This window comes from Bacillus sp. DTU_2020_1000418_1_SI_GHA_SEK_038 (assembly GCF_032341175.1).
Taxonomy (GTDB): Bacteria; Bacillota; Bacilli; order Bacillales; family Cytobacillaceae; genus Cytobacillus.
Genome location: NZ_CP135435.1, coordinates 2,682,752 through 2,699,798 on the forward strand (window position 1 = coordinate 2,682,752; position 17,047 = coordinate 2,699,798).

Annotated in this window: 22 protein-coding genes; 5 read left to right on the top strand and 17 right to left on the bottom strand. The window is 38.1% G+C overall.

The genetic code is table 11. The annotated features are described in order from the left end of the window. Positions 1-38: 38 nt before the first annotated feature. Complete coding sequence (gene deoD, locus RRV45_RS13225; protein WP_315665161.1) at positions 39-743, bottom strand: purine-nucleoside phosphorylase; 705 nt, start codon at positions 741-743, stop codon at positions 39-41. 147 nt (positions 744-890) lie between these two features. On the opposite strand from deoD, the gene RRV45_RS13230 reads away from it, so the two are divergent. After that, a complete protein-coding gene (locus RRV45_RS13230; RefSeq protein WP_315669129.1) occupies positions 891-1,019 on the top strand; it encodes a hypothetical protein in 129 nt (42 codons plus the stop codon). A 14-nt stretch (positions 1,020-1,033) separates the two neighbouring features. After that, positions 1,034-1,180, top strand: coding sequence for a hypothetical protein (locus RRV45_RS13235; protein WP_315665162.1), 147 nt, complete (start codon positions 1,034-1,036; stop codon positions 1,178-1,180). A 24-nt stretch (positions 1,181-1,204) separates the two neighbouring features. Here the strand turns inward: RRV45_RS13235 and RRV45_RS13240 are convergent, their stop codons facing one another. Beyond that, a complete protein-coding gene (locus tag RRV45_RS13240; RefSeq protein ID WP_315669033.1) occupies positions 1,205-1,513 on the bottom strand; it encodes a YodL domain-containing protein in 309 nt (102 codons plus the stop codon). Positions 1,514-1,757: 244 nt separating this feature from the next. Between RRV45_RS13240 and RRV45_RS13245 the strand changes: the two genes are divergently transcribed. Further along, complete coding sequence (locus RRV45_RS13245; protein ID WP_315665163.1) at positions 1,758-2,615, top strand: glycerophosphodiester phosphodiesterase; 858 nt, start codon at positions 1,758-1,760, stop codon at positions 2,613-2,615. Positions 2,616-2,676: 61 nt separating this feature from the next. Here the strand turns inward: RRV45_RS13245 and RRV45_RS13250 are convergent, their stop codons facing one another. Next, positions 2,677-3,447 carry a sporulation protein gene (locus tag RRV45_RS13250; protein WP_315665164.1) on the bottom strand — a complete coding sequence of 257 codons (771 nt, stop codon included), beginning with the start codon at positions 3,445-3,447 and terminating at the stop codon, positions 2,677-2,679. A gap of 182 nt (positions 3,448-3,629) precedes the next feature. Here RRV45_RS13250 and RRV45_RS13255 point away from each other — a divergent pair, with 182 nt between their 5' ends. Then, positions 3,630-4,610, top strand: a complete 981-nt coding sequence (locus RRV45_RS13255; protein ID WP_315665165.1) for a 2-hydroxyacid dehydrogenase — start codon at positions 3,630-3,632, stop codon at positions 4,608-4,610. A gap of 86 nt (positions 4,611-4,696) precedes the next feature. Here RRV45_RS13255 and RRV45_RS13260 read toward each other — a convergent pair whose 3' ends face one another. Further along, positions 4,697-4,870, bottom strand: coding sequence for a YozD family protein (locus RRV45_RS13260; RefSeq protein WP_315665166.1), 174 nt, complete (start codon positions 4,868-4,870; stop codon positions 4,697-4,699). 185 nt (positions 4,871-5,055) lie between these two features. On the opposite strand from RRV45_RS13260, the gene RRV45_RS13265 reads away from it, so the two are divergent. Further along, positions 5,056-5,223 carry a hypothetical protein gene (locus RRV45_RS13265; protein ID WP_315665167.1) on the top strand — a complete coding sequence of 56 codons (168 nt, stop codon included), beginning with the start codon at positions 5,056-5,058 and terminating at the stop codon, positions 5,221-5,223. Here the strand turns inward: RRV45_RS13265 and RRV45_RS13270 are convergent. The 13 genes from RRV45_RS13270 to rsgA all read right to left on the bottom strand — a co-directional run bounded on the left by RRV45_RS13270 (position 5,220) and on the right by rsgA (position 16,763). Then, positions 5,220-5,924 (bottom strand): hypothetical protein, encoded by a 705-nt coding sequence (locus RRV45_RS13270; RefSeq protein WP_315665168.1) that lies wholly within the window; start codon positions 5,922-5,924, stop codon positions 5,220-5,222. The two genes, RRV45_RS13265 and RRV45_RS13270, sit on opposite strands and share 4 nt — an antisense overlap. A gap of 173 nt (positions 5,925-6,097) precedes the next feature. Further along, the gene (locus RRV45_RS13275; protein ID WP_315665169.1) at positions 6,098-6,319 is read right to left on the bottom strand and encodes a YozE family protein; all 222 of its coding nucleotides are present in this window, start codon (positions 6,317-6,319) and stop codon (positions 6,098-6,100) included. Between the two features lie 169 nt (positions 6,320-6,488). After that, positions 6,489-6,683, bottom strand: a complete 195-nt coding sequence (locus RRV45_RS13280) for a hypothetical protein (RefSeq protein ID WP_315665170.1) — start codon at positions 6,681-6,683, stop codon at positions 6,489-6,491. Positions 6,684-6,789: 106 nt separating this feature from the next. Next, a complete protein-coding gene (locus tag RRV45_RS13285; RefSeq protein WP_315665171.1) occupies positions 6,790-7,074 on the bottom strand; it encodes a YokU family protein in 285 nt (94 codons plus the stop codon). 14 nt (positions 7,075-7,088) lie between these two features. Further along, positions 7,089-8,513 carry a lysine 2,3-aminomutase gene (gene ablA / locus RRV45_RS13290; protein WP_315665172.1) on the bottom strand — a complete coding sequence of 475 codons (1,425 nt, stop codon included), beginning with the start codon at positions 8,511-8,513 and terminating at the stop codon, positions 7,089-7,091. A gap of 206 nt (positions 8,514-8,719) precedes the next feature. Continuing rightward, positions 8,720-10,141 carry a sigma-54 interaction domain-containing protein gene (locus RRV45_RS13295; protein ID WP_315665173.1) on the bottom strand — a complete coding sequence of 474 codons (1,422 nt, stop codon included), beginning with the start codon at positions 10,139-10,141 and terminating at the stop codon, positions 8,720-8,722. A gap of 119 nt (positions 10,142-10,260) precedes the next feature. Further along, positions 10,261-11,115 carry a putative beta-lysine N-acetyltransferase gene (ablB, locus tag RRV45_RS13300; protein ID WP_315665174.1) on the bottom strand — a complete coding sequence of 285 codons (855 nt, stop codon included), beginning with the start codon at positions 11,113-11,115 and terminating at the stop codon, positions 10,261-10,263. 43 nt (positions 11,116-11,158) lie between these two features. Continuing rightward, positions 11,159-12,427, bottom strand: coding sequence for a peptidase (locus RRV45_RS13305; RefSeq protein ID WP_315665175.1), 1,269 nt, complete (start codon positions 12,425-12,427; stop codon positions 11,159-11,161). Positions 12,428-12,470: 43 nt separating this feature from the next. Beyond that, positions 12,471-13,133 carry a 3-oxoacid CoA-transferase subunit B gene (locus tag RRV45_RS13310; protein WP_315665176.1) on the bottom strand — a complete coding sequence of 221 codons (663 nt, stop codon included), beginning with the start codon at positions 13,131-13,133 and terminating at the stop codon, positions 12,471-12,473. Beyond that, on the bottom strand, positions 13,118-13,810 hold the full coding sequence (locus RRV45_RS13315) for a CoA transferase subunit A (RefSeq protein ID WP_315665177.1): 693 nt from the start codon (positions 13,808-13,810) through the stop codon (positions 13,118-13,120). The genes RRV45_RS13310 and RRV45_RS13315 overlap by 16 nt, the downstream gene beginning before the upstream one ends. After that, complete coding sequence (locus RRV45_RS13320; protein WP_315665178.1) at positions 13,810-15,165, bottom strand: aspartate aminotransferase family protein; 1,356 nt, start codon at positions 15,163-15,165, stop codon at positions 13,810-13,812. The genes RRV45_RS13315 and RRV45_RS13320 overlap by 1 nt, the downstream gene beginning before the upstream one ends. 187 nt (positions 15,166-15,352) lie before the next feature. Next, positions 15,353-15,526, bottom strand: a complete 174-nt coding sequence (locus tag RRV45_RS13325; RefSeq protein WP_315665179.1) for a YjcZ family sporulation protein — start codon at positions 15,524-15,526, stop codon at positions 15,353-15,355. Positions 15,527-15,695: 169 nt separating this feature from the next. After that, positions 15,696-16,763, bottom strand: coding sequence for a ribosome small subunit-dependent GTPase A (gene rsgA, locus RRV45_RS13330; protein WP_315665180.1), 1,068 nt, complete (start codon positions 16,761-16,763; stop codon positions 15,696-15,698). Between the last annotated feature and the right edge of the window lie 284 nt (positions 16,764-17,047).

Consider the following 17,047-nt stretch of genomic DNA (forward strand, 5'->3'; position numbering starts at 1 on the left):
AGAACCGGTTCATAAATCAAACCAGTTCGATTCATTTTTTATTCTTTTATCGCCGCTTCAAGAGCCACTTCGATCATTTCATTGAAGGTTGTTTGTCTTTCTTCGGCAGTTGTTTCCTCACCGGTTAAAATATGGTCACTAACTGTTAAGACAGATAATGCCTTGCGATCAAATTTCGCCGCTAACGTATAAAGAGCTGATGTTTCCATCTCAATAGCCAAAATTTGATATTTTGCCCATTTTTCTAATTCTGAATTATCGTTGTAGAACATATCAGCAGTAAATACATTTCCGACTTTAAGCTGAAGTCCTTTTTGTACTCCTGCTTCATAAGCACGTTTAAGTAAATCAAAATTAGCTGTCGGAGCATAATCGACTCCGCCAAATGTAATCCTATTCATTTGTGAATCTGTTGAAGCGGCCATGGCCAGGATCACATCCCGTACCTTTACATCCTTTTGAATAGCCCCACAAGTACCAACACGGATTAAATTTTGAACATTATAGCTTTGCATGAGTTCATTAATATAGATAGAAATAGATGGTACACCCATACCTGTTCCTTGAACAGAGATTGGATGGCCCTTGTATGTACCTGTATACCCAAACATACTTCGAACTTCATTATAGCATTTTGCATTTTCTAGAAAGTTTTGCGCAATATATTTTGCACGCAACGGATCCCCTGGTAAAAGGACTGTTTCAGCAACCTCATTTTCTTTGGCACCAATATGTATACTCATTCATTTAGCCTCCCAAATTTTCTCAAGGGTAACTGCCCTCCCTCACTATATCATAATATATCCCAGCTTTAAAACGTTCCATTCATTCAGCATGTTTTTAAGGCTTACGGGAAAGCTATCTATAGCCAAATCAGGAGGTGTTGATTAGTGGCACAGGAAAAAATGAGTAAAAAACTTAGGCAGGCTGTTCAGCACGCTAATGAAACAAACCCAACATCTAGATCAAATACAGAGCCTAATACTTCTAAAACAGTGAAAACGATCAGTAAGAATTAAAACGGAGGCTGCAAATGGGTAAAAAACATCGAAATCGAATCAATTCACCAAAAAAAAATAATCACATTCCGAAAGAGGCAATTATCGCTGAACAAGAGGCTCACGGTAAGGAATTTACTGCCCAAAAACGGAAAAATGGACCTGGTTCGAATATTGAATAAGGAGAGCCTATAGCTCTCCTCTTTCTATCTAATATGAATGCGGTTAATCTCCTGCCAGCCTCCCGGTTTTAATTGAAAATAATATTGCCCTTTCCGTCCTTCATCAATATACAAAATATCCCCTGTAGAAATGAATCTTCCATTAAAGTCATTAGGGATCCGGTCATGAACATTAAATGTCGAAAAGACCGAATATATGCATTCATCATGGTCAGACGCCTCCACAGTTAATCGATAAACTTGCCGATATCCTTTGTTTTGTCGAAATTCAGGAGTTTGGAAAATCGTTACATCATATTCCTTCCTTTTAACCCTAGTTAATTCCTTTAGCATCATAATTCCCCCTTAAGAAATAAATTATTTCCCATGTCTTGATAAGATGGAATATATTAAGTAAAATATAATTAAATATTCAAATATTTCAGATAAGCTTACACCTTCTATTAGATACTCCCTTTGTCGTTTCCTTCATCAAAAAACTACTACTTTTGTCGAACAAAGGATTATTTACAAAGAAAGCGCTTACATTCGAGGAAGTAGTTTCATATAATATAAAAATAATATAAGGAGGCTAGAAATGATCATAACATCGCCCATTAAAAGACCTGTTTTAACCTGCATCTTTCTTGGTCTTTGGTTAGTGATTTCCAACATTTTTTATTATCTGCAGCCGCTGCATCCATTCAAGTCTATTGCTCATCGGGGAGCCTCCTATTATGCTCCTGAAAATACAATTGCTTCCTTTCAAAAAGCTGTTGATCTTGGGTTTGATTATATTGAGCTTGATGTAAGACTTAGCAAAGATGAGCAGCTAGTTGTTATTCATGATGAAGATGTTTTAAGGACAACTAACGGGACCGGATTTATCAGTGATTTGACTGTGATGGAATTGAAAATGCTTGATGCTGGCTCTTGGTTTTCTAAAGATTTCAGCGATGAAAGGATTCCACTCCTTGAGGAAGTACTCTATCTCTTTGGAAAGAAAATTGGTATATTAATTGATGTAAAGTCTCCTGAAAAACAGCCAGGAATGATTGATATTTTATCAAATATATTAATAAGCCATATTGAAAATGGGATGGATCCGGAATTCGTAAAGGTCCAATCCTTTAACATTAACGAGCTGAAACGTTTAAAGGAACATGTACCTGACATCGCAACCGGACTATTGTTAAACAAGCCTTTAGATTTACTTCAATTGGCTTCGTATAGGCCTTATGCCTCTTTCCTGTCCATTCATCACCAATTATTAACGAAAGCCTTTATTAATAAGGCACAATTATTAGGTTTTGATATTTTTTCCTGGACAATTAAGAAGCAGTACCAATTCCCAATTATGCAACGGTTAGGCGTACACGGCATCATATCTGACGAAGAATTTAGAAAGCCAAGTTATAAGTTTACTAGTTTTATTTCTCCTGTTATTAAGGAGTAAAATATTTTTTCGAAAAAATAAGCCCTTATCTGGATCAAAGGGCTCATTTTTTTGTATCAAATTATGAGTATTGCTGAATGATGGATTGAATTCTATGCTGCATTTGCGGCATATCTGCTCGGTTTACAGAGAATCGTACATGTGATTCATCTAAATTGAGTGCTTCGGAAAACAGGCTTCCTAATCCTCTTACTTTTCTATCAACCTGCATTAATATTTCAATTTCATTGCTTGAAATTGGGAAAAAGGTAATTTCTAATTCATCTAAACGGCCACGGAATGGACCAGAAGATGGGACAAATTCAAATTCCTGAATAAATGGCAATCTGCTGCGGAGACGGCTAGATGCATACTCACATTCTGCTTCCCTTAACCGAAAGCCTAGACCATTTATTGCTTGGAATACGGATTCCATAAGTTCATTAGGTACAACTCGAAGATAATCTTTATCTGTAGGATCAACAGCATTTTTAATATCAAGACCTGTCGAAACCCATACCTTTGTCTTCCCGATAGAAAGTGGAGTATCCGATGGAATGATGAAGGAAAACGGAATTTCTTTACGTTCATTGGCTAGGAGATTAAATGATTCAGCGATTCGAAAACTGTCAATTAAGCCTGTAACTGTGTACTTTTTATCATCTGATTCCTTCAAATACGTTGTGTTAAGTGACAAGTAGATCGCATCAATCTTTTGTTCTACATTTCCTCCCCGAATTTCAACAACCCCTCTAATTTCCCCGCCTGGAGTAACTGTATCCTGAACTAGTTTCGTATCCACTTTTGCAGCCCCAATTCCAACACTTGCCAAGACTTTATTAAAAAACGACATTCCATACTCCTCCTTTATTATTTTCCTTAATCAAAGATACTACGAATCAATTAATTTAAAGGTTTCATAAATAAAAAACTTTTTTCAGCCTATATGCTTTTACTTGGTAATGTTACAATACAGATAATTGAACGAATTTTTCAACAAATTCCATTGTAGATAGGGGATGAATTTTTATTACTATGAAGCTATTTATTACCCGAAAGCCGCCTCAGCATGTGTTAGATTATCTAAAGGAAAACTTTCAAGTTGATTTTTGGGATTCTGAGGATGAGGAAGTACCAAGGGAGAAATTACTTGATATTGTCCATCAATATGATGGTTTACTTTGTTTACTTACTGAAAATATCGATAAGGAAGTCCTGGATCAAGGAAGCAATCTTAAGGTAATTAGCAATTTAGCTGTAGGCTATAATAATATTCAGATAGAGGAAGCTAGTCTTCGTGGAATCATGATTACGAATACACCTGGTGTATTGACTGAAACGACAGCTGATCTTACATTTGCGCTTTTACTTGGAACTTCTAGAAGATTGATTGAAGCTTCAAATAGCTTACGTGAAGGGAATTGGAAAACATGGTCACCAATGTTTTTGACTGGAATGGACGTACATGGATCAACATTAGGGATCATAGGTTTAGGAGAAATTGGAGCTGCAGTAGCTAGAAGAGCGAAAGGCTTTAATATGAAAATATTATATAATAGCAGAACTCCTAAGCCATTATTAGAAGCCGAGCTTGATATTCAATATGCTGACCTCGATACTTTATTGCAAACATCAGATTTTGTCTGTGTACTTACCCCCTTTACTAAGCAAACGCGGAACATGATCACATTAAAAGAATTGAAACAAATGAAAAAGACCGCCATACTAATCAATACAGCGAGAGGCGGCATTGTAAATGAAGCAGATCTTGTACAAGCATTATCAGAGGGAATAATTTGGGGTGCGGGACTGGATGTTTTTGAACAGGAGCCCATTCCTACTGATCATCCCCTATTGCAGTTCACTAATGTTGTCACTCTTCCCCATATCGGCAGTGCCAGTATTCAGACGAGAACAAAGATGTGGGAGCTTGCCGCAAGAAACTTAACAGATGGATTACAAGGAAAGAAGCCTCCTAATCTTGTCAATCAAGAGGCGTATAAAACAAGAGAATAAATCGTTCATATGTAATATCAATTTTAGCTAAGAGGCTGTCCTAGAGCAAAGGTGCCAGGCATCATATTGGACTGCCTCTTTCTATATTAATCATGGTCAACTTCTTCATCGATAATGCACTTTTGCAATAAATAATCAAAAACGATATCTGCTAGTTCCTCTAATTCATTTTCAGCAGGCACAAAACCTCTTCTTGTTAGCTCATGAAAGAAAAAATCTGCAATTTCCTCCGTATCAATAATAACCTCAATTTCTCTCACAGCGCCGCCCCCTTTTTAGAGAATGTATGACGTTCTCCTAACATTCATGCTAAAATTAGTCATTTTCAAGTAAGCTTTTCCTTTAAATTAATTTTTTCTCCTGACATTTTTCTCACTGACAAGCATATAAATATCCTTAAGAAACTGTATTGGTGGATAAATCTAATATTGGAGGAGAAAAATTCATGAATATTTCTACATTAGCTTCAGCCATAAAAAAGGATGTAAACAATGAGGATAGTATCATTATTAATTTTTACGGTCTAGTATTAAAAGGCATGTTTAAGATCATTCTGTTTTTGGGTGTTCCCTATATTGCCTATCTGCTATTCATGTTTGGCCAAAAAGGCTAAACAGTACTCTTTCCATCATTGCTGGAAATCTGCTTTAGTTTTCTGACAATAATCCGCATAATATGTTTATATTCCTCATCACGAAACATCTCATATAGAATTCGGTAATCATTATATATATCTAATAAACCATCAATCAATAATTTTCTTTCACGTATACTATCTAATATTTCTTTCTCGGCTTTTCTGAAATTGGGGGCCCCGCCCTTCTTTTCAATTAGTTTAGGCAGTTTTTCTTTTTTATTCAGCAAATATAATAGTCCTAGCTTTTGGATGAAAGCATCCGCGCTTTCCGCATCGGCAACAATGGTTAATTCCTCTTCCCCTGCCTCAAGCCATTCACCATCGCTAATTCTTGTGAGTTCATAAATGATATCCTCCCAGGCATCTTCCTTATAGCGCCAAATCTCTGTCCGAAATCCTACTACTTTAAACAGATCAGATCCATAGCCTTTTACTTGTACTAAATCACCAAAAAAGTACTTATACTCTATATCAATATGCTCCTTCTCGATGATTTCCCCTTCAAACTCGGAGAGCATTTTGAGACTGGATTCCATAAAAAGACCTTCACTTTTATTCACCTCATATACATACATCCCGTCTAGCCATTTTACATCTGTAATCTTCCCAACAGTTCCATATATAGTGATCACGACTGTATCACCGATATTATATTTTGATTTTTTCCTATCGCTCATTTCCTCCATCCTTCCAGGTGTGAGTCGTGAAATTTGATTAAGATATTATATGCAAGGATAGGAAAAATCGGTCCGTATATAGAAAAACTGATTAAAAATGAATAGAAAGCGGAAATGTCAAACAAATTGAAGGCGGACATAAAAAAAGGGCAACTCCAAAAGAGTCACCCTGCCTATCCTTCTGATATTATATATAATTCCCACGCTTCATCAAAGACTGCCATACTTTCCATATATGATCCATTTAATTCTAAATATAAGCTAATTTCATGATAATCTGATGATGTTTTCGGAAAGTCATGATCTAAATATGCATGATTTGCAAAACGGCTAATCCTATCCTTTGGTGAAGGATGCCGATATTTCATTAAAAAATGATAAAAAGTTTTTGCCATAATGACCGCCTCTTTGGAAATTTAATGAAAAGTTCAATTTTTGCTTTAATATCGTATACATACTATACGCGAAAAACTGAGTTTTCGTCCATAGAAAAAAGCAACCCAATTTTTAGGTTGCTTTTTTCAAATTATATAAGAGCTTTTGACATTCCAATTAGAAATTTAATTACTGATAGCGTGATGATTTAGCTAATTCAGTAAGAATCCAAATAATGTTAAACATTAAAATCGCCACTGTAATTGGAACAGCCTGAAGCCAGTTTTTCCCATACTTTTCTTTAATTACACCTGCATAAAATCCACATAAAAATAAAGCAAACATAGCAACTGCAAGCATAATCATTAAAGTTAGTTCCATCATTCTTCCTCCCTAGTATATGAATATCCCCTATATTCATTATAAAGAGTGGAGAATAGGAGTTTGTGAAAAAAACGTGAATACTTTGTGAACTATGAGATATATCACATCACGTTGTAAAATCGAAATAATTTCTTTTCAAAAGTTTTGGCTGCCCCATTAAATTTGTATAGGTCGTTTCTTGCCCGATCTCCTTCGTATTGATTAGAAATAATTGGTCATCAATTTCTTTCACTAGCCTATCTGTTTGATATTCCATCTGACAATTGTGACAAAAGGTGGTAGGGACTTCACTTATTTTTATCGCCCTTGACCCATCGGGCAGTTCCCAATAAACATCCCCGATTCCGGTTTTAATCTTTTCACTCTCACACCAAGCACATGTTTCCTTCACTTAAATGAACCCCCTTATTCACTCGCAATTGCTTTTATATCTAAATCATTAGGTTTTTGCTTCACTTGCTGAGCCATGAACTTCTTCTCTTTTAGCTGATCCCGTTTTTCTCGTTTATCCTTTAACGATATGTGTGATGGATCATGCTCATATATTTCTCGGCGCTCAAGGCGTACTAATCCTTCAGGAACAAGGTTAAATTTCTGGTCATTCATTAATCCAGCGATCCCAACGTTCGATTGTTTCACTTCCATATCAGGATAGATTTCCTTGAAGTAACCTTCCGCACGCCCTGATACATAGTTCTCAGGTTCAGGATAAGTCGTTATAACCCCTTCAAAGTTACGAAGAACTACCTTATTAGCACTTTGCGAAATTAAATAGTTAGGCTGAAGAGCTATTTTTCCACCGCCTCCAGGAGCATCAACGACAAATGTTGGAACTGCATAGCCTGATGTATGCCCGCGAAGTCCTTCAATAATCTCCAGCCCCTTTGATACTGGTGCGCGGAAATGGCCAATTCCTTCAGATAGGTCACATTGGTAAATATAATATGGACGCACTCTAATTTTAACGAGGTCATGCATCAGTCTCTTCATAATAGGAACACTGTCATTTATTCCTGCGAGAATTACAGATTGATTGCCAACTGGCACACCAGCATTGGCGAGCATTTCACAAGCTCTTTTCGATTCTTCTGTTATTTCAATTGATGTGTTGAAATGAGTATTTAGCCAAATTGGATGGTATTTTTTCAAAATATTGCAGAGGTTTTCGGTAATTCTTTGCGGAAACACGACCGGCGCTCTTGTTCCAATTCGAATAATTTCGACATGATCAATTTCCCGAAGTTTTCTTAAAATATATTCCAATATATTATCATTAATCAGAAGCCCGTCACCGCCGGATATGAGAACATCTCTTACCTGCGGGGTATTTCTAATATAGTCTATCGCGGCATCAAGTTGTTTCTTAGGGACACCCATTCCAATCTGTCCAGAAAAACGGCGTCTCGTACAATAGCGGCAATACATGGAGCATTGATTGGTTACAAGAAAGAGAACACGATCTGGGTAACGATGCGTTAATCCAGGGACGGGGGAGTCCTCATCTTCATGGAGCGGATCCTCCAGATCATATTTTGTCTTGTAAATCTCCTGTGAAATGGGCACTGATTGCATCCGAATTGGACAGCGGGGATCATCCGGATTCATTAAAGAAGCATAGTAGGGAGTAATATTCAAGGGAATAGTCTTTGTGGAAATTCTCACACCTTCTTCTTCTTCAGGTGTAAGATTAATAACTTTCTTTAAATCATCAACCGTACGGACGGTATTTGTTAATTGCCATAACCAATCGTTCCATTGTTCGTCAGTAACATCCTTCCAAAGCTCAATATCCTTCCAATGACGATTAGGCTTATACAAATATGATTTCATAATATTCCTCCTCAAAAATTTTCTTATTAAAGATACATGCAAGTACTGTGCCAAAATCCTAATTTCCAATACATTTTATGCCTAATCCACTTAAAATGTCCTGTATTATTAAGACTTTATGCCAGTTAAATTTTTTTGAGGGGTAATTTTTCAACATCGAAGGCAAGAAAAAAATGCCGATTGTTCGGCATTCGTAAAAGAGATACTTAAGCCTGGTAGACTTTATTATTTTCGAGCTTCTGCAACTTGTATTGCAGGGTCTGCCGAGGAATTTCCAAGAGCTCTGCAGCCTTTTTAACATTTCCGTCTGATTGCTTTAGAGCGTTCAGAATAAGGGTTTCCTCTAGCTTCTGCATATTCTCTCTTAAGGAAAGTTTAGATTTGTTATCCTCTATTTTAAACATACTGAAATTTTGCTTCATCATCACAGGGAGATCATCCGTGGTCAGCAATTCTTCCTCACAGACATTCATCATATATTCAATGGTATGCTTTAATTCTCGAACATTACCCGGCCATTTATAGGCAAGGAATCGTTCCAGAACATGATTGTCAGCACCTTTAACTGTTTTCTTTAATACTTTATTAAAAGATGAAACAAAATGGTCGAGCAAATACCCGATATCTTCCTTTCTCTCTCTTAATGGAAGCAATCTAAAAGTTAATACATTTAATCGATAAAAAAGATCATCCCTTATTTGCTGATTTTCCATTGCTTTTTGGGGATGTATATTCATCGCTGCAATAATTCGAACATTCACAAAGGTACTCTCCGTACTTCCTACCCTCCTTACATGACCGTCCTCCAAAACACGGAGAAGCTTTGCTTGCAGTTCAATAGGCATTGTATGAATTTCATCTAAAAAAAGTGTGCCCCCATCTGCTACCTCAAACAGACCAGGACGATCAACTGCTCCTGTATAACTGCCTTTAGATGTACCAAATAAAATGCTTTCTAGCAATGATTCTGGAATCGCAGCACAGTTTTGAGCAATAAATGGACCTTTTGCTCTTAAAGAAGCATGGTGAATTCCTTGTACAAATAATTCCTTCCCGCATCCGCTTTCACCAAATACCATGATAGGAGAGTCTGATTTTGCCAGTTTCTTAGCCTCATTCTTAACTTCAATGAACTCAGGGCTAACAGTTAAAAGACTGTCTAGCGTATATTGCGTATTGCTGGATGATCTTCTTTTACTCTTCTTTGCAGACTTCATCTTTTTCTGTAAATCTAGCAAGCTTTCAGAAAGGAGCTTTAGTCTGGAATAATCCTTTGCAATTTCAACTGCACCAACCGTTTTCCCATTTACTCTAATAGGCAATGTTGTATTTATAGTCTCGATTTGGTGACCATGTACATTGACATATGACTGTGATTGATTATAAATAGGCTTATTTGTTTTAATTACTTTTAATAGTGTACTTGTTTGTTCATCTAATGAAGGAAATGCTGTTACGAGCGGCTTGCCTAATACTTCATCGACATTCATTCCATCATGCTTGGCGGCAATTTCATTATAATAAATGGTCTTCCCATTTATATCAACTACATGAATTCCCTCATCTATCCCTTTCAATATTGCAGAGAGAACCTCTCTTGATTTCACATGTATTTCAGTGATCCTCATCCCCTCCCTAATAATATATATGTTCAACTGCCGAAAATTAGTCTTTTTGCTGCCCAAAAACTGGCATTTACAATAAAAACTGATAACTAAAGCTAACCCGAGAATCTAAAAGAAACTCATCATTTTTGAGAAAGATCCTTCACCCATACATTCATATCCTCAAGCTTGTCGAAAATAAAGCAATTATTTGTAAGTCTGCCCCTATAGCTATAGCCAAGCTGATGAAGTGCTGCATTCATTCCGAAAGATAAAGATCTTGCAATCGAATAGGCACAGTACACCCCAGTTGTCTTCAATTCTGACTCAAGCTTTTCTAATAAAATTTTCATTAGACCATGCTTTCTATGCTGGGGCAATGTAGCACAATCGGTTAATTCTGCATTTTTGTAAAAGGTATTCACTTCAGCAGAGGCTGCACTAACAATCTGGCCATTGTATTGGAAGCCATAATAGATTGTACCTTCGTTCATAGTTTCCTTAATATAATGTGGATCATTGAGTGGAGTTGGATAAATTTGAAACACCTCTTGATAAAGTGCTGCTAAGCTATCTGCATCTTCTTGGGTGAGCTTCTTAAAAATATATTCTAGTGGCGGTTTTATGGACTTTAAGTATGGTTCAAGCTTTAAAACGTTTTCTGTAATGGAATCTTCTTTAAGCCATTGACTGCTTGTCCTTCTCTCAGTTGTATAATATTTGCAGAAAAAATACATATCAGAGCCTAAAAAATATCGCTCAATCATCGCTTCACACGTAAAGCCGTTCTTAATCAGCAAGGGAAATTGTTCTATTCTTCCTTTAAGAATCAATTTTTCCGCTTGCAGCTCTTTTGCTATTTTTTCAGCTTTTTCCATTCCTTGTGAAACATCTCCATATAAATCATCTACTCGAATTCGTTTATTAAACGAATCAATATAAACCTTCATCGTATAGTTCTCATTTTTTATCAATTGCACAGCTGCAATTGATTCCATAATCCATCCCTCATTTTCATAAAGGGGCGCTAGGGCCCCTTTTTTATTTTATTTCCTCATTAACTCCGCACCAACTAATGATCGATAAGGCAATGATTTCCGCAGCTTCAAACATCTCATCAATAGTAATATACTCATTTGCATCATGGGCAGCCGCGGTAACTCCAGGGCCAAAAACAACAACCGGTGTATTTCCTACAACAGAAAGGATTCCGCCATCTGTCCCCCACGGTGATGCCTCGATAATCGGCTTAGTCGTTGTTACTCTTTCAAATGCTTCTGAAATTGTTTCCATTAGAGAATGATTTTCTTCTAAATTTCCTGGCAGCCATCTTCCGCCAAACCATTCAATTTTCGGTGGATTCTCACTGAGCCAATCATCTTTTCGAGCTACTTCAGCCAAGGCAGCTTCCAATTCTTGTTCTGCCTCTTCCATTTTTTCATGAGGGGCTACGCCCATTCTTCCTTCGATGACAGCTATATCGGGGACAGAGGATGGCCAATCCCCGCTGTGAATTTTTCCGATATTAATAGGAATTGGGATTGGGATATGTTGATAAAGAGGATCTGATATTTTCTCATTTCTTCTTTTCTCCAATTTTTGTAATTGTTGAATGACATGCACCATTTTCTCGATGGCACTAACCCCTTCGTACCTTGTTCCGCCGTGTGCTGAACGTCCCTTTACTGTAATGCGAAACCACATAGAACCTTGCTGTTTTGGAAACAGCTTCATATTTGTTGGTTCAGGGATAATGGCACCATCTGCCTTATACCCTCTTAATACGGCAGCCAGTGTTCCAGCACCGCCGCTTTCTTCTTCAATAACACTTTGGAAGATAACATCCCCTTTAAGCTGTATCCCTAGATTGATTATGGCCTCTATGGCGAGAAGCAGGGCCACAGAGCCCCCTTTCATATCTGTTGACCCTCGGCCATATAATTTTCCATTTTCAATATGTCCACTAAAAGGATCATGTTTCCAATCGTCCCGGTCCCCTTCCGGCACTACATCTATATGTCCATTTAATATGAGTGACCTTCCCCCGCCTGATCCTTTAAGGACCCCAATAACATTTGGATTTCCTGTAAAGTCCTTTCGATCTGAACAGAATTTAGGGTGGTTGATAAGCTGTTGCTCACCTATTTCCCAAATATCTACACAAAGACCGAGTTCCCTGCACTTTTCAATAATTATAGCCTGTGCACTGCTTTCATTTCCGCGAATGCTGCCTTCCTGAACAAGTCTTTGGAGAAGATGTATCCCCTTTCTTCGATTCCTGTTTAGCCAATCCTTTATTCCCCATTGCATCCGACCACTCCTCTCTATGCTACCAGAATATTGCTAATTTTTCTTAATCTATGATTCTAAGTAGATCGCTTATTTGAAATTCACAGCCAGTTTTCGCTTTTATTTCTTCAATTGTATGTGGTGTGAATATTTCGGTTAACACTAGCCCCTCTGTCGTCACTTGAAAGGCTGCCATCTCTGTAATAATGATGTTCACACAGCTTGAGGAGGTTAAAGGAAGAGAGCATTCACTCACTATTTTCGCTTTTCCATGCTTATCCGTATGACTCATGACGACAATCACTATTTTTGCCTTTTGAGCGAGCTCCATCGCTCCGCCCATTCCAGGAACTTTCTTACCTGGAACGATCCAATTGGCTAAATCGCCTTTTTCGCTTACTTCTAGTGATCCAAGAACGGTCATATCCACTCTTCCCCGCCTGATCATGCCAAAGGAAATGGCGCTATCACAATAGGATGCACCTTCGATAACGGTCACAGGAAACCCGCCTGCATTGCAAAGATTTTCATCCTCCTCACCTTTCATTGGGCTTGGACCCATACCAGTGATGCCATTTTCCGCATGAAAAATAACGTTCATTTGCTCTGGCAAATAATTAGGGACAAGTGAAGGAATGCCAATACCTAGATTCACGACCATTCCATCTTTAATCTCCTCTGCTGCACGCTTGGCAATTCTATTGCGTATATCTATTCCCATGCCCATTTCCAATTCACCCCTTTAGAAGGAACAATATAATCAACAAAAACTCCTGGTGTTACCACTTCATCCGGATCTAGGCTTCCAACAGGGACAATTTCCTCTACCTCTGCAATGGTAATATCCCCTGCCATTGCCACAAGAGGATTAGTATTACGGGCACTTTTATCGTACATAAGATTTCCGAACGAGTCGGCTTTCTTTGCAAATACGATGGATACATCACCTGTTAAAGCTGTTTCGACTAGATATTGTTTATTGCCGATAATGATTTTCTGCTTATTGCAGGAAACCATTTCATTATCCATCCCAATATCTGATAGAATTCCACCTAATCCCACTCCACCAGCTCTTATTCTCTCTGCAAGAATTCCTTGTGGAGAAAACTCAACCTCTAGTTTTCCTTCTGTCATTAATTGTCCAGCAACAGGATTTGATCCAATATGAGAAGCAATAATTTTCCGAGCTCTCCCTTGGCTAACAATTTTACCTATCCCAATATGAGGAAATCCAGTATCATTCCCAATCAATGTAAGATTTCGTATTCCCTTCTCAAGAATCCCATCGATAATCGTTGGAGGAGAGCCTATTCCTCCAAAGCCGCCAAACAAGATGGTCATTCCATCAGTGAAATACTCTAGTGCTGCATCAATCGATATTATTTTTTTGAAGGAGTTTTCCATTACTTGCAACCCTCCTCAGTTGATAAATATTTTTCAGCAAACGATTCAAAAGTCATTTGCAAACGCTTTAGTAATTCATCTATTTCTTGGAAAGTAATCGTAAGAGGAGGTGCAATTAAAACCGCATCCCCATTCATGCCATCAATACCTGCACCTGCAGGATAAATAATCAACCCATAGCTTTGTGCAAGCAGTATTAATTTTTGCGTAAAAAGAAGGGATCGCGGGAAAGGCGTTTTTTCTTCATGATTTTGGACAAATTCTAACCCGATCATTAGCCCTTTTCCACGAATATCTCCAATAAACGGGAACTTCTCTTGCAATTTCACAAGTTTTTCAATTAAATAATGCCCCTTTTGATCAACCTCTTTAATAATTTCGTTTTTATCTAAGTATTCAAGAACAGCTAGGGAAACTGCACATGACTGGGGGTTTGCACTTAAAGTATGCCCGCTCATGACGATTTTTGAACCTGAGAGGATGGGTTCCATCACCCGTTCGCTTACTAAAGCAGCTGCAATTGGGGCATACCCAGCCCCCATTCCTTTTCCTAATGCAACAATATCTGGCTCGATGCCCCAATGCTCACAGGCTAACATGGCACCTGTTCTTCCAAAGCCAGTCATCACTTCATCCGCAATAAAAAGAATTCTGTTTTTATCACAAATTTCTTTAATGACCTTGTAGTAGCCCTTAGGAGGGGTAATGGCTGCACCAGAAGCACCAATGATCGGTTCCGCAATAAAAGCTGCAATATATTCGGCACCGATCCGCTTTATCACTGTATCAAGCTCCTGTGCACAGACATACCCACAATCTGGCGCCTCTCGATTATATGGACAGCGGTAACAATAGGGAGGATGAATAACCGGAAAATCTTCAAGAAGTGGAATAAATCTTGCCCTTCTGCCTGTATGCCCAGACATGGAGAGTGCACCTAATGTAATCCCATGGTAGCTCATCCATCTCGATAATACTTTTGTCTTTGTCTGCACTCCTTTTTCCTGCCAATACTGAATAGCAATTTTCATCGCAGTTTCCGTTGCTTCTGAACCGCTATTTACAAAAAAACACCAGTTTAAGTCTCCAATCGTCTGCTCGGCAATTTTTCGTGCAAGATTTTCGGCTGCATCACTCGTAAACTGTGACCGATAGACAAATGAAACCCGTTTAGCCTGCTCATGCATGGCATCAATAATTTCCTTTACCCCATGACCGATATTGGCTGTAATGGCCCCAGATGATGCATCCAAATATTCCTTCCCATCTTGATCGTATAAGTATATTCCTTTGCCATAATCAATCACTGGATATTCACTTTCCAGCACTGGTTTAATTAAATTGGACTTATTCATAAGCCCTCCCCCTCCATCCACTTGAGAAAGCAAATTCTTACTTTAGGACAATACTAGATTATATGAGAAGAATGTTTGAATCTTTCATGGATAATAGCGAAAATATCCAAGCTGGAATACACACTTAAGACAAAATAAAAAAGACTGCCTTTTTAAACAAAGACAGCCTCAAGTATAACGGGGAATATTACCAATCCCCACAACAGCTTGCACCGATAATAATCAACAGAATAAACAATACAACGATTAAAGCAAAACCACCGAATCCATGTCCTGCATGAACGCCAGCAACTGGATAACCATGTCCAGGATAGCATGGATCAAACGCACCGGCTACTGGATGACAATGTCCATAATACATATTCCTTCACTCCTCATCTTTTTTAAGGCATTTTCCATATTACCTTATGAAATGGGAGCTTGCCCTGTACGGGTATTCGCCTATTTTCCCAAAGTTAAAAATATGTATGAAAGAAATGACTCCTATATGCAAAAGAGACCTCTTCAATAGAGATCTCATCAAATAAACCTTAATACAGTTTCTTATTTATATTTTTCATGCTTATGTTCATGCTTTTCCATCGTTTCTTCTCTTCGAGCTGCGCCCTCTGATCTTGCTTTCTTTCTAAATAAGCCAATTCCCTTTGCAGCTTCTTGTAGCTCACAAGACGATTGCTATCGAGCAAGCCATTATTAATAGCGAGTGCAACAGCACAGCCTGGCTCTTGAGTGTGGCTACAGTCTCTATACTTGCATTGCTTCGCTATCTCTTCAATATCTGTAAAGCTATCCATTAATCCTTCAGCACTGTCCCAAAGCTGAAGCTCCCTCATTCCCGGGGTATCGATTAGCACTGTTCCCCCTGGCAGCAGAATTAGCTCTCGATGGGTTGTCGTATGGCGTCCCTTATCATCATCTTCACGAATATCCTGCACCTTTTGCTTCTCAGCACCTAACAGATAATTCGTTAAGGTTGATTTCCCTACACCTGATGAACCGAGGAGAGCAATTGATTTTCCTGGGTGAAGATATGGCTTTAAACCTTCAAGCCCTTTTTCCTCTAGGACACTGACCGAAACAATCGGTACACCCATTGCTATACCTTCTACTTCAGATAACTTTCCTTCTACATCATCACATAAATCAGCTTTTGTTAAAACAATAACTGGATTTGCACCGCTTTCCCACGATAAAAGTAAATATCTTTCGATTCTGCGCAAGTTTAAATCGTCATTTAAAGAATTAACTAGAAAGATCGTATCTACATTCGTGGCGACAATTTGCTCTTCTGTATTTTCGCCAGCTGCTTTTCTAGAAAATTTGCTTTTTCTCGGGAGCACCTTATGAATAGTGCCGCGACCTTCAGCTTGGCGAGCCTTTATTACAACCCAATCACCTACTGCCGGATAATCTTCTCTAGCAGTGGCTACATAAGAAAACTTCCCGGAAACTTCACATAATATTTCGCCTTCCTCAGTCCAAACCCGATACATTCTTTTATGTTCAAGTGAAACGCGGCCTACTGTAAAGCCATCCGCTTCGTATGCTTCAAATTCTTTTTCAAAAAATTCATTATAGCCAATCATATTTAAATTCAATTTTTCTTCCTCCATGCAAATAAAATATAAAAAAACCATAGGCACCACAGCCCATGGTTTAATAAGCATAGAAAAAGAACATTCCTATCACATTAAACAGAATTAGATTGGGCTGTGCAAATATTATCAACAATGAGATTATTTACAATTAATAATTTTGTCATTGCACTTCACCCGCCTTTCATCTAATGAATTTATTATATGGAACTCCTATCCATTTGTAAAGTGTTTTTTCAGCTGGAACAGTTGTGTCTAATGAATGGCAAAAGGTATGTGACACCAAC

Bases quoted from the DNA above. Each gene is read 5' to 3' on its own strand.
- deoD (WP_315665161.1), bottom strand. From the start codon at position 743: ATGAGTATACATATTGGTGCCAAAGAAAATGAGGTTGCTGAAACAGTC.
- RRV45_RS13235 (WP_315665162.1), top strand. From the start codon at position 1,034: ATGGGTAAAAAACATCGAAATCGAATCAATTCACCAAAAAAAAATAAT.
- RRV45_RS13240 (WP_315669033.1), bottom strand. From the start codon at position 1,513: ATGCTAAAGGAATTAACTAGGGTTAAAAGGAAGGAATATGATGTAACG.
- RRV45_RS13245 (WP_315665163.1), top strand. From the start codon at position 1,758: ATGATCATAACATCGCCCATTAAAAGACCTGTTTTAACCTGCATCTTT.
- RRV45_RS13250 (WP_315665164.1), bottom strand. From the start codon at position 3,447: ATGTCGTTTTTTAATAAAGTCTTGGCAAGTGTTGGAATTGGGGCTGCA.
- RRV45_RS13255 (WP_315665165.1), top strand. From the start codon at position 3,630: ATGAAGCTATTTATTACCCGAAAGCCGCCTCAGCATGTGTTAGATTAT.
- RRV45_RS13265 (WP_315665167.1), top strand. From the start codon at position 5,056: ATGAATATTTCTACATTAGCTTCAGCCATAAAAAAGGATGTAAACAAT.
- RRV45_RS13270 (WP_315665168.1), bottom strand. From the start codon at position 5,924: ATGAGCGATAGGAAAAAATCAAAATATAATATCGGTGATACAGTCGTG.
- RRV45_RS13275 (WP_315665169.1), bottom strand. From the start codon at position 6,319: ATGGCAAAAACTTTTTATCATTTTTTAATGAAATATCGGCATCCTTCA.
- RRV45_RS13280 (WP_315665170.1), bottom strand. From the start codon at position 6,683: ATGATGGAACTAACTTTAATGATTATGCTTGCAGTTGCTATGTTTGCT.
- ablA (WP_315665172.1), bottom strand. From the start codon at position 8,513: ATGAAATCATATTTGTATAAGCCTAATCGTCATTGGAAGGATATTGAG.
- RRV45_RS13295 (WP_315665173.1), bottom strand. From the start codon at position 10,141: ATGAGGATCACTGAAATACATGTGAAATCAAGAGAGGTTCTCTCTGCA.
- ablB (WP_315665174.1), bottom strand. From the start codon at position 11,115: ATGGAATCAATTGCAGCTGTGCAATTGATAAAAAATGAGAACTATACG.
- RRV45_RS13305 (WP_315665175.1), bottom strand. From the start codon at position 12,427: ATGCAATGGGGAATAAAGGATTGGCTAAACAGGAATCGAAGAAAGGGG.
- RRV45_RS13310 (WP_315665176.1), bottom strand. From the start codon at position 13,133: ATGGGCATGGGAATAGATATACGCAATAGAATTGCCAAGCGTGCAGCA.
- RRV45_RS13315 (WP_315665177.1), bottom strand. From the start codon at position 13,810: ATGGAAAACTCCTTCAAAAAAATAATATCGATTGATGCAGCACTAGAG.
- RRV45_RS13320 (WP_315665178.1), bottom strand. From the start codon at position 15,165: ATGAATAAGTCCAATTTAATTAAACCAGTGCTGGAAAGTGAATATCCA.
- RRV45_RS13325 (WP_315665179.1), bottom strand. From the start codon at position 15,526: ATGTATTATGGACATTGTCATCCAGTAGCCGGTGCGTTTGATCCATGC.